Annotated in this window: 10 protein-coding genes; all 10 read left to right on the forward strand. The window is 64.1% G+C overall.

Features of this window, described 5'->3' with window-relative positions:
- Positions 1-551: 551 nt before the first annotated feature.
- The 10 genes from VH564_RS02930 to VH564_RS02975 all read left to right on the forward strand — a co-directional run bounded on the left by VH564_RS02930 (position 552) and on the right by VH564_RS02975 (position 11,984).
- Positions 552-4,382 carry a baseplate multidomain protein megatron gene (locus VH564_RS02930; RefSeq protein ID WP_423338316.1) on the forward strand — a complete coding sequence of 1,277 codons (3,831 nt, stop codon included), beginning with the start codon at positions 552-554 and terminating at the stop codon, positions 4,380-4,382.
- Between the two features lie 22 nt (positions 4,383-4,404).
- On the forward strand, positions 4,405-4,617 hold the full coding sequence (locus tag VH564_RS02935; RefSeq protein ID WP_423338317.1) for a hypothetical protein: 213 nt from the start codon (positions 4,405-4,407) through the stop codon (positions 4,615-4,617).
- A 134-nt stretch (positions 4,618-4,751) separates the two neighbouring features.
- Entirely contained in the window at positions 4,752-5,000 is a 249-nt protein-coding gene (locus tag VH564_RS02940) for a hypothetical protein (protein ID WP_423338318.1), read from the forward strand.
- Between the two features lie 46 nt (positions 5,001-5,046).
- The gene (locus tag VH564_RS02945; RefSeq protein WP_423338319.1) at positions 5,047-5,721 is read left to right on the forward strand and encodes a response regulator transcription factor; all 675 of its coding nucleotides are present in this window, start codon (positions 5,047-5,049) and stop codon (positions 5,719-5,721) included.
- Positions 5,711-7,108 carry an ATP-binding protein gene (locus VH564_RS02950; protein WP_423338320.1) on the forward strand — a complete coding sequence of 466 codons (1,398 nt, stop codon included), beginning with the start codon at positions 5,711-5,713 and terminating at the stop codon, positions 7,106-7,108. Before VH564_RS02945 ends, VH564_RS02950 begins: the two co-directional genes overlap by 11 nt.
- 103 nt (positions 7,109-7,211) lie before the next feature.
- The gene (locus VH564_RS02955) at positions 7,212-7,640 is read left to right on the forward strand and encodes a hypothetical protein (protein WP_423338321.1); all 429 of its coding nucleotides are present in this window, start codon (positions 7,212-7,214) and stop codon (positions 7,638-7,640) included.
- A 162-nt stretch (positions 7,641-7,802) separates the two neighbouring features.
- The gene (gene ccmI, locus VH564_RS02960; RefSeq protein ID WP_423338726.1) at positions 7,803-8,954 is read left to right on the forward strand and encodes a c-type cytochrome biogenesis protein CcmI; all 1,152 of its coding nucleotides are present in this window, start codon (positions 7,803-7,805) and stop codon (positions 8,952-8,954) included.
- Positions 8,951-9,400, forward strand: a complete 450-nt coding sequence (ccmE, locus tag VH564_RS02965) for a cytochrome c maturation protein CcmE (RefSeq protein WP_423338322.1) — start codon at positions 8,951-8,953, stop codon at positions 9,398-9,400. Before ccmI ends, ccmE begins: the two co-directional genes overlap by 4 nt.
- On the forward strand, positions 9,397-11,385 hold the full coding sequence (locus VH564_RS02970) for a heme lyase CcmF/NrfE family subunit (protein ID WP_423338323.1): 1,989 nt from the start codon (positions 9,397-9,399) through the stop codon (positions 11,383-11,385). The genes ccmE and VH564_RS02970 overlap by 4 nt, the downstream gene beginning before the upstream one ends.
- Before the next feature lie 161 nt (positions 11,386-11,546).
- Entirely contained in the window at positions 11,547-11,984 is a 438-nt protein-coding gene (locus VH564_RS02975) for a cytochrome c-type biogenesis protein (protein ID WP_423338324.1), read from the forward strand.

The following is an 11,984-nucleotide window of genomic DNA, read 5'->3' on the forward strand; positions in this document are numbered from 1 at the left end:
TAACCTCACCTCCATGTTCGAGAGCAAGGTCCCTTGCCAAGGTCGGCGTGGCCAATCCTCGCCGACACGCCGGCTGGCGCGGCGCTCGCTGCTTCTGCACTCGACGTCGCAATGATGCAAATTTTGAGATAATTTGCAACGCAAGGATGTGGTAGCTTGTGATGTTGATGAATCCGGGTTGATGCGAGCGGCTATAGCTTGCTTGCAAAAGCCGACAACCTTTAGTATTTTGGAGTAGTGAGCGAGGCTGGAACCTCGCTCACCATTTGCTAGACTGCCATTTCGACCCGGACGGTCAATAGCCAGCTCGTCCGGGTCTTCCTCACAGTCAGCGTGACGCTAAGTGGAAACCACCACATAACCTCACCTCCATGTTCGAGAGCAAGGCCCTTGCCAAGGTCGGCGGGGCCTATCCTCGCCGATGCGCCGGCTGGCGCGGCGCGTGCTGCTTCTGCTATCGAACACCTCTTGTAATGCAATTTTAAGATGAGCATCAAGCCTGGCGTCGCCCGGCGATGATTGCCTGTGCTCCAATCATCAGCGAGATATTCATGGCAACCATCCTCTTTCAGGCAGCGGGGGCGGCGCTGGGTGGCGTCTTCGGACCGGTTGGCGCGATGATCGGCCGGGCGGCGGGGGCCCTAGCTGGCAGCGTCGTCGACAAGGCGCTGATCAATGGCGGGCGAACGATCTCCGGCGCGCGGCTGTCGACCGCCCGCATTCCGGGCGCCGACGAGGGTACGGCCATCACCCGCCTCTACGGCACCGCCAGGCTGGGTGGTACGTTGATCTGGGCGACGCGGTTCGAGGAAGCAGTCTCGTCCGAGCGCTCGGGCGGCAAGGCGACAGGCCCGCGCGTCGAAACCTTTCGCTACTTTGCGAATTTCGCGGTTGGCCTCTGCGAGGGAGAGATCGCCTGCATCCGCCGGGTCTGGGCGGATGGCAAGGAGCTAGACCTGACGGAGATCGAGATGCGGGTCTACAGGGGCACCGAGGACCAGTTGCCGGATCCGCTCGTCGCGGCCAAACAGCGCGCAGGAGAGGTGCCCGCCTATCGGGGCCTCGCTTATGTCGTCTTCGACCGGCTGCCGCTCGATAACTTCGGCAATCGCATTCCCCTGCTGCAGTTCGAAGTGGTGCGGCCGATCGGCAAGCTGGAGAGCCAGATCCGCGCCGTGACTATCATACCGGGCTCCACGGAGCATGGATACAATACCGTCAGGGTTACCGAAAAAACCAGCGCCGGCAGCGCACGGGCTATCAACCGCAACGTCTTGACGGCGTCGACCGACTGGCACGCCTCGATCGACGAGCTGGTGTCGCTCTGTCCCAATCTCGAGAGCGTGGCGCTCGTCGTTGCCTGGTTCGGCACGGACCTGCGCGCCGGAAGCTGTCAGGTCGTTCCGGGCGTGGAGACGCTGACGCGTAGCAGCGAAAGCAGTTCATGGTCGGTATCGGGTATCGCCCGTGCGAATGCGCACCTGATCAGCGCCAACAATGGCAGCCCCGCCTATGGCGGAACCCCGAGCGATCTCAGCGTGCTGCAGGCGGTGACCGATCTCAAGGCGCGGGGGCTGAAGGTCGTCCTCTATCCGTTCCTGATGATGGACGTTCCGCTGGGCAACGGATTGCCGGATCCGGAGGGCGCATCAGAGCAGGCAGCCTACCCCTGGCGCGGCCGGGTTACCGCCTTTCCCGCTATCGGCCGACCGGGGACGGCGGACCGAACAGCTGCGGCGGCCGCGCAGATCAGCGCATTTTGCGGCACGGCGAGGGCAACGGATTTCACCGTCGACGGCACTTCGGTCACCTATCATGGTGTGGATCGCGGCTACCGGCGGATGGTTCTGCATTATGCCCGCCTGGCGGTCGCCGCAGGCGGCGTCGACGGCCTCATCCTTGGCTCTGAAATGCGCGGGTTGACGCAACTGCGCGATGCCGGCGGCACCTTTCCCTTTGTCCAGGCGCTCGCCACCCTTGCCACGGACGTTCGTGCGATCGTCGGGCCGGCGACCAGGCTCACCTACGGCGCCGATTGGAGCGAGTATTTCGGCTACCATCCGGCGGACGGCAGCGGAGACGTCTACTTTCATCTTGACCCGCTCTGGGCTTCTCCCGCCATCGATGCTGTCGGGATAGACAACTACATGCCGCTGTCCGACTGGCGGGACGAAGATCTCTCGTCGGGAAATCCGGATGGCTTCCGGGTTGCCGACGACCTTGCCGGGCTGACTGCGGCGATCACCAGCGGCGAGGGCTTCGACTGGTACTATGCCAGCGAGGCCGACCGGACGGCGCGACGGAGGCTGCCGATCAGCGATGGGCTCAGCGGCAAGCCATGGATCTTCCGCTACAAGGATATCGAAAGCTGGTGGGCGAACGTGCATCGCAACCGGATCGGCGGCGTCGAGCAGACCGCGCCGACTGCCTGGATACCCCGGGCAAAGCCGATCTGGCTGACCGAGCTCGGCTGCCCGGCGATCGACAAGGGTGCCAATCAGCCCAACGTCTTTCTCGATCCGAAGTCGGTGGAGTCGGCAGAGCCGTATTTCTCCAACCGCCTGCGCGCCGACAGCGTCCAGCGGCGCTTCCTCGAGGCCCATCACGAGCATTGGGCCGGGTCTGCGTGCGTCGAGCCTGCGCGCGTCTTTGTCTGGACCTGGGACGCGCGGCCTTATCCGGCCTTTCCCGCCGATACCGGTCTATGGAGTGACGGCGACAACTGGCGGACCGGCCACTGGCTGAACGGTCGGCTCGGCGCCGGCACGCTTGCCGACATCATCGCCGCCATTCTCAAGGATCAGAATTTCAACGACTTCGACGTGTCTGAGGTGAGCGGTGACCTCGTGGGCTATGCGCAGGGTAGCCTCGCCTCCGCTCGCGACCTGCTGGCGCCGTTGCTCGAAGTCTTCCAGATCGATGTCGTCGAGGATGGCGCTGTGCTGCGCTTTCGCTCACGCGCGGCCGCGAGCCTGCCAGCCATCGCCATCGACGCCGTCGTCGACAGCGAGGATCAGCCGCTATGGCAGGAGACCCGAGGCCATGACAGCGATTTCGCCGCAGAGGCTATCATCACCTTCTACGACCCGCTGGCGGACTACGAGCAGGCAAGCGTCCGCTCGCGCCGCGCGCCGTCCGCCTCCCATCGCCTGTTGCGCAGTGACCTCGGCGCCGTTTTACCGGAGGAAGCCGTGCTGCAGGCGGCCGAGGCGCTCCTGCGCGACAACCGCATCTCGCGCCGCGCGCTCAGCCTGTCGCTGCCGCCGACCGCAATCCAGGTGCAGCCGGGCGACGTGATATCTCTGCCCGGAGGCCCAGAAGGGTGCTTTCTGGTGACCCGCATCGAGGATGGGGCAGCGCGCAAAATCGAGGCGCGCGAATTCGCACCGCTGATCGGCGGTTCACCTGTTGCCGTCACGCCGCCTAAGTCTGTGGCCGGAACGGCTTCGGCCATCTTCGCACCCATGATCGCCCTGATGGATCTGCCGCAGTTCGAAAGCGGCGCGGCAGCAGATTTCGCCCGTGGCGCGGCTTTTGCTCGACCCTGGCGGACCACGCAGCTTTCTTCTTCGCCGTCGACCGAGGCCTATGCCAGGCGCGTTCTCCTCGACCGGCCAGCCCGCATCGGCACTTTGGCGACATCGCTTGCCGGCGCCGTCAGCGGTCGGTTCGACTGGTCGCAGGCCGTGGACGTCGACCTCGCCAATGGCGAACTCGAATCGGCGCTGAAGGTGTCGGTGCTGAACGGCGCCAACCGTTTTGCTATCGGCAGCGCGGCAGGCATATGGGAAATCGGCGCGTTCTTGCAGGCCGAGGAAGTCGCCGCCGGTCGGTGGCGCCTTTCCGGCCTGTTGCGCGGCCTTGCCGGCACCGAAGACGCGATGCAAGCAGGCGCCGCCACCGGGGCTGCCTTCGTCATGCTCGACGACGCAGTCGCCTCGCTCGGCATAACCAGTGAGGAAACGGGCCTGCGGCTCAACTGGATCGCCGAGGCGGCCGGATCGAGCGACAGGGCCGGCCCCTTCGTGTTTGCCGGGGGTGTCAGGGCGCAAACGCCCCTGTCGCCGGTGCGTCTCAACGGCCGCCGCAACCTTGATGGCTCGACGACCTTCACCTGGATTAGGCGCGGAAGAATCGATGCCGATAGCTGGATGGCGGCGGATATCCCGCTCGATGAACCCACCGAGGCCTATCGTATCGATCTCATGCAGGGCGGCGTGCTGAAGCGGCGGGTGGCTGTCGGCATCCCCAGTTTCACCTATGCCGCTGCCGACGAGATTTCGGATTTCGGCACACGCCAATCCCACTTCACAATCGTCATTTCGCAGATGGGGCAGCGGGTGCCGACGGGCATCCCGTCGTCTGCCGTCATCGCGGTCTAGTTTGCAACCAGAGGAGTTTATCATGGAAGACGCAAAGCATTGGTACTATTCGAAGACGATCTGGGGCGCGCTGCTCGCCGTCGCAGCCTCCGGGCTGCAGATGAAGGGCCTGCAGCTCGACGCGGCAAGCCAGGCGACGATCGTCGATTCCGCCGTTTCCATCGCCGGCGCGGTGGGCGGACTGGTTGCGGTCTACGGACGCCTCACGGCGAACCGGCAGATCAAATCCAGCTGAGGTAAGCACAATTTAGTGAACGAGATTTCCGCTGCAACCTGTTGGCAAAGGATATCACTACCCATTCATTTGCCATTCAGACGGCTTTGGGTAACTATCGCCACAAGTTCTTGTCTCCATGGAAGTTAATGAGCATGGCATCATCCTTGAGCGTAGCAGCGATCCTCGCCATGATGGCGGGATCGGCTGCATTGCCGGTGACGACGCCGACGCTGGTCGCTCGGGCAAAGTCCGACTGCAGCGATGCTGCGGCCCAGGTTGTGGAAAAGACCGGAGGGCAGCTTCTGTCGGTGCAGCCTTCCGGCGACGCCTGCGTCATCACGGTGCTCGTCCAGGGCAATGGGGAGCGCCCGCGTAAGGTGACTGTAAAGGTTCCGATGTAGGAGATGCACATGATGCATCGCAAAACGGCAGCAATCGGGCAAAAACATGCGCATTCTCGTAGTTGAAGACGACGTCACCCTGAACCGGCAGCTGGCCGATGCGTTGAAGGAGGCCGGCTATGTTGTCGATGTCGCCTTCGATGGCGAGGAAGGGCATTTCCTGGGCGATACCGAGCCCTACGATGCCATCATCCTCGATATCGGCCTGCCGGAAGTGGATGGCATAACCGTGCTCGAGAAATGGCGATCGGCCGGCAAGGGAATGCCGGTGCTGCTGCTGACCGCGCGTGATCGCTGGAGCGACAAGGTTGCCGGCATCGATGCCGGTGCCGACGATTACGTCGCCAAGCCGTTCCATGTCGAAGAGGTGCTCGCCCGCATCCGTGCGCTGATCCGCCGCGCTGCCGGCCATTCCTCCTCCGAAATCACCTGCGGCCCGGTCCGGCTGGACACCAAGAGTTCCAAGGCGAGCGTCGACGGTAAGCCGCTGAAGCTGACGTCGCATGAATATCGCCTGCTGGCCTACCTCATGCATCACAAGGGCGAGGTCGTCTCGCGCACCGAACTGGTCGAGCATATGTACGACCAGGATTTCGATCGCGATTCCAATACGATCGAAGTCTTTGTCGGACGCCTGCGCAAGAAGATGGGCGTCGACCTCATCGAAACGGTTCGGGGGTTGGGCTACCGCATTCAAGCGCCGACCACCAATGCCAATTAAGTCGCTCACCGCCCGCGTCCTGTTGCTGACCACGCTGTGGTCGGCAGTCGCGCTGGTGGTCATCGGCCTGGTCATCTCGACGCTGTACCGCAAGAGCGCTGAGCGCGGTTTCCAGGACCTGCTGCGGGCACAACTGAGCAACCTCATTAATTCCGTCAGTATTGGCGAAGAGGGGGCGCTTGCTGGAACGCCGCAGCTGGGCGACCTGCGCTATGTCCAGCCAAAGACGGGCTGGTACTGGATTGTCGAGCCGCTCGGGACCTTCACCTCGCCGCCGCTGGTCTCTCCCTCCCTCGGCTCCGTCAATCTTCCGGTGTTGTCGGTGCTGGAAGCGCCCTTCGACAAAAACTACCAACGCTACTACATCGTCACCGACAGCGTCGGCAACCGGGTCCAGGTGGCAGAAACGGAAATCGTCTTCGAAGGCGACGGTCGCTCGGCCCGGTTCCGCGTCACCGGCAATATCGATGTCATCGAGGCTGATGTCGGCTCTTTCTCCCACAGTCTCTATCTATCGCTTATCGTCTTCGGCATAGGCAGCCTGATCGTCAACGCGCTGGCCATTCTCTATGGCCTCAGGCCGCTCGACCAGGCGCGCGGCGCCCTCGAGCGCATCAGGGCTGGCGAGAGCGAACGGCTGCAGGGCGATTTCCCGCGCGAAATCTTGCCGCTGGCCAACGAGGTCAATGCGCTGATCGAAAGCAATCGCCGTATTGTCGAGCGGGCTCGCATGCAGGTCGGCAATCTCGCGCACTCGCTGAAGACGCCGATTGCCGTGCTTTTGAACGAGTCGCGGGTGCTCGATCAATCCCACGGCGATCTGGTCAAGGGGCAGGCCGAGGCCATGCAGGGCCAGGTGCAGTCTTATCTTAACCGCGCCCGCATTGCCGCCCAGCGCGATACGGTCCTCGCACGCACCGACGCCGAACCGGCGCTCGAACGGTTGGTTCGCGTCATGCGGAGGCTGAACGACGCGATCGAGTTCGAGCTGACGATCACGACAGGTCTTGCCCTTGCCATGGAACAGCAGGATCTCGAGGAGACCGTCGGCAACCTGTTGGAAAATGCCGCAAGGTTCGCCAGGCACAAGGTCATCGTGCGGGCCGCAGAAGCCGCGCCTGAGGTGAAGGGGCTGGATCCCATGAGGCGCCACTGGGTCGAGCTTGTCGTCGAGGATGATGGCCCGGGCCTTGAGCCGGACCAGATCCGCGAGGCGATGAAGCGCGGTCGGCGCCTGGACGAAAGCAAGCCGGGCACGGGGCTCGGCCTGTCGATCGTCAGCGAGATCACCGCCGAGTATCAGGGGGTGCTGACCCTGTCGCGCGGTAACGCCGGCGGACTGCAGGCCACGTTAATTCTACCGGGCATCGTAAAGGATGTTGCGTGAGTGCTGGCATGATGCCAGAAAGATCATACGCGCCATGGGGATGCCCGCCATGGACTGCAGCGTTTCTGTCGCGTCCACGGGCAATTGATTCTGGTTCGATTGCATGAAGCTTGGCATTTCCCCTTCGATCGTTGCCGTCCTGCTGGTGGCGGTTTCGCTGTCCAGCTGCAGCACCACCGCCGGCAAGGGCGCCCTTGGGCGATTGTCTCCGATCAAGAGCAACTCCTCGGCAACCTTCATCACGGCGCTGGACGGCGGGATCGTCAGCCACACAGGGCTGACGATCAGCGACAGCGACAAGCAAAGAGCGCTCGAGGCGGAATACCGCGCCCTCGAGGCTGCTCCCGGTGGCCAGCCGGTCGTCTGGAGCGGCCGCAACATCAGCGGCCAGGTCGTGGCCGCCGCTCCCTACCAGGTCGGCTCGCAGAACTGCCGCCAGTACACGCACACCGTCACCGTCGATGGCAAGGCGACGGTCGCGCGCGGCTCCGCCTGCCGTAACGACGACGGCACCTGGACGCCGCTGGAATAGGCGGTCGACCCATTCCGGAAACGAAAGCGTCCGGCTGTCGGCATCGAGCAGTGCCTCGCGACCTATGGGGACACCGACAGGCAACGCGACCAATCGCCTCAAATGTGCGTCATCGACGCTTTGACGATTGGAATGCGACGGCTGTTAAAGTATTGCGATACGATGTTGTTCTGGATCATCGTCGCCGTGTTGACGGCGAGTGTCGGCGCTGTCCTTCTCATCCCGTTGCTGCGCGGCGCGCCGGCGGTGGCGCTCGATCGCGCCGGTGAGGCGGCGGTCTATCGCGATCAGCTATCCGAACTCGATCGCGATCTTGCAGGCGGCTTGATCACTGCGGAGCAGGCGGACTACGCCAGGGCGGAAATCGGCCGGCGGCTGCTGGCGGTTTCGGCGTTACCCGACACACCGATGAGCACGTCGGTCGGACGCAGGAGCTCGTTATGGGCCCAGGCCTTCATCATCCTCCTCTTGCCCGCCTTGGGGCTCTGTCTCTACTTGCGGACCGGCGAGCCCGGTCTGCCCTCGCAGCCGCTCGCGGCAAGGCTTGCCAATCCGGGCAACGACATGGCCATCCTCGTCGTCAAGGCCGAGCGCCATCTGGCCGAGAATCCGGATGACGGAAAAGGCTGGGACGTGCTGGCCCCGATCTATGCCAAGACTGGTCGCCTTGACGATGCCGAAGTCGCCTACCGCAACGCCATCCGCTTGTTGGGACCGACGCCGGAGCGGCTGGGCAGCCTTGCCGAAGCGCTGCTGCTGGAATCGGGCGGCGTGGTGACCGCCGAGGCGCGCGAGGCGCTGCAGACGTCGCTACGATTGCAGCCGGACAATCCGACCCCCAAATTCTATCTGGCGCTTGCTTTCGAGCAGGAAGGCAAGGCGGAGGAGGCAAGGAAGGCTTTTGCAGCCCTTGCCAGCGAGTCACCGGCGACCGCGCCATGGCTGCCGCTGGTCCGCGAGCACATCGCCAAGAACGGCGGCGCGCCGGCAGCGCCCGCCAGTGAAAATCCGAAGGCGCCCGGTGGACCCGATGCCAGCGAGGTCGCCGCCGCCGATGACATGAATGCCGAAGACCGCCAGAAGGTGATCCGCGGCATGGTCGACACGCTCGATGCCAAGCTGAAGCAGGACCCGGCCAATTTCGAAGGTTGGATGCGGCTGATCCGTTCCTATACGGTGCTGAATGATAGGGACAGGGCCATCGACGCCGTGAAGCGGGGGCTTGCCGCCTTTCCGGCAAGCGGCGACCAGGGACAACAGCTGGTGGCGCTCGCAAGGCAACTCGGCCTTCCCTTGGAGAGCATACAGCCATGACCCGCAAGCAGAAACGCCTGGCTGTCATCGGCGGCGGCATGAGCTTCATCATCGCCGCCGTGCTCCTCGTCATGTTCGCCTTCAGCCAGTCCGTCGCCTATTTCTACATGCCGGGCGATCTTGCCAAGAAGCCCGTCGGCCCCGGCACGCTGATCCGGCTCGGCGGCCTCGTCGGCGAGGGATCGGTGGTGCGCGGCGCAGGGACGACGGTGCAGTTTGCCGTCACCGATGGCGCAGACGCCATCAAGGTCCGCTACACCGGCATTCTTCCCGACCTCTTTCGCGAAGGGCAGGGCGTCGTGACGGAAGGGCGTTTCGAGCCGGGAGACGATGTTTTCGTTGCCGATACAGTGCTCGCCAAGCATGATGAGCGCTACATGCCGAAGCAGGTCGCCGACCGCCTGAAGAAGGATGGTGTCTGGAAGGGCGAGGAGGCCAGCAAATGATCATTGAGCTCGGGCACTACGCGCTGGTCTTGGCGCTGGCGACAGCCATCATCGTCGCCGTCCTGCCGATGCTCGGCGCCCGCAGGCTCGATCAGGCGATGATGGATGTGGCACGGCCCGGCTCGCTGGCGCTTTTCCTCCTGGTGGCTTTCTCCTTCGGCACGCTGACCTATGCCCATGTCGTGTCTGACTTCTCGGTCGCCAACGTCTGGGAGAATTCCCATTCGATGATGCCGACCGTCTTCAAGGTCTCCGGCGTCTGGGGCAATCACGAGGGATCGATGATGCTCTGGCTGCTGATCCTGTCGCTGTTCAGCGCGCTCGTCGCCCTGTTCGGCCGCAACCTGCCGGACACGCTGCGCGCCAACGTTCTTGCCGTGCAGGCCTGGATCTCGGTGGCCTTCCTGTTCTTCATTCTGCTCACCTCCAATCCCTTCACCCGCCTCTATCCGGCGCCAGCGGAAGGCAAGGATCTCAATCCGGTGCTGCAGGACATCGGTCTCGCCATCCATCCGCCGCTGCTCTACCTCGGCTATGTCGGATTTTCCGTGTGCTTCTCCTTTGCCGTGGCCGCCCTGATCGAGGGCCGCATCGACGCCGCCTGGGCGCGCTGGGTGCGTCCCTGGACGCTGGCTGCCTGGATCTGTCTCACCGCCGGCATCGCCATGGGCTCCTACTGGGCCTATTACGAGCTCGGCTGGGGCGGCTGGTGGTTCTGGGATCCGGTCGAGAACGCCTCCTTCATGCCTTGGCTCGCCGGCACCGCGCTTCTCCATTCGGCCTTGGTCATGGAAAAGCGTGACGCGCTGAAGATCTGGACGGTGCTGCTCGCGATCCTCACCTTCTCGCTGTCGCTGCTCGGAACGTTCCTCGTCCGCTCCGGCGTGCTCACCTCCGTGCATGCCTTTGCCAGCGACCCGACGCGCGGCGTCTTCATCCTCTGCATCCTGCTGATCTTCATCGGCGGCGCGCTGTCGCTGTTTGCCTTGCGGGCACCGCGCCTGACGGCAGGCGGGTTGTTCGCGCCGATCTCGCGCGAGGGCGCGCTTGTTCTCAACAACCTGATCCTCACCGTTGCCTGCGGGACGGTGCTGATCGGCACGCTCTATCCGCTCGCACTCGAAACCCTGACCGACGACAAGATCTCCGTCGGCCCGCCGTTTTTCAACATGACCTTCGGCCTGCTGATGATCCCCCTGCTGGTGGCCGTGCCGTTCGGCCCGATGCTTGCCTGGAAACGCGGCGATCTCCTCGGCGCCCTGCAGCGGCTCTATGTCGCCGCCGGGCTCGCCTTCGTGGCCGCCCTGGTGCTCTTCTACCTGCAGCATGGCGGTCCGGTGATGGCCGTCCTCGGCCTTGCCGCCGGGCTGTTCCTGATTTTTGGCGCGGTCGCCGATCTTTGGTTTCGCGCCGGCATCGGCAAGGTCTCGGCCGATCTCGCCTGGCGGCGCTTCTCCGGCCTGCCGCGCTCCGCCTTCGGTTCGGCGCTCGCCCATGCCGGTCTTGGCGTGACAGTCCTCGGCATTGTCGCCGTCAGCACTTTCCAGACCGAAAATATCCTCGACATGAAACCCGGTGCCTCGACGGAGCTCGGCGGCTACAGCCTGCATTTTGACGGCATGAAGCCCGGCCTCGGTCCGAACTTCACCGAGGACCGCGGCACCTTCACCGTCAGTCGCGGCGGTGTTTCCGTCGCCACCGTCTCCTCGGCCAAACGCATCTTCACCGCCCGCAAGAGCGCCACCACCGAGGCCGGCATCCTAACCTTCGGCTTCAGCCAGCTCTATGTCTCGCTCGGCGATGCCGGCAAGGACGGCAGCATCGTCGTGCGCATCTGGTGGAAGCCTATGATCGTCTGCATCTGGGGCGGCGCGATCCTCATGGCGCTCGGCGGCATGATTTCGCTCAGCGACCGGCGCCTGCGCGTCGGCGCCCCCAGCCGGCGGGCCAAGCCGGTGCGGGCGTCCATGGAGCCGGCCGAATGAGGGTGCGGCGGGCATACCCCCCTCTGTCGGCTACGCCGACATCTCCCCCACAAGGGGGGAGATCGTTGTTTTCCCTTTTTGGCTCTGAAGTCTCGGCCGATCTCCCCCCTTGTGGGGGAGATGTCCCGAAAGGACAGAGGGGGGCTGTCGCGGCGATCGCGATGCTCATTGCCATCATGCTCGCCCCCCTGCCGGCCTTTGCCGTCAACCCCGACGAGGTGCTGCCCGATCCGGCGCTCGAAACGCGTGCGAGGGCAATTTCCGCCGAACTGCGCTGCATGGTCTGCCAGAACCAGTCGATCGACGATTCCAATGCCGATCTGGCAAAGGACCTGCGCCTTCTGGTGCGCAAGCGCCTGACCGATGGAGACAGCGACAGCCAGGTCCTCGACTACCTTGTCTCCCGCTACGGCGAGTTCGTGCTGCTGAAGCCGAGACTGGGCGAGAAGACCTATATCCTCTGGGGCGCGCCAATCGCTCTTCTTCTGGCTGGCGGTATCGCCATGGGCGTCTACGCTGTCCGTCGCCGCGGTAAACCGACGGGCACGCGGCTGACCGAGGACGAACAGGCTAGGCTTGATCGGCTGCTCAGCGAATAG

This window comes from Rhizobium sp. HT1-10, from assembly GCF_049472505.1.
GTDB lineage: Bacteria > Pseudomonadota > Alphaproteobacteria > Rhizobiales > Rhizobiaceae > Rhizobium.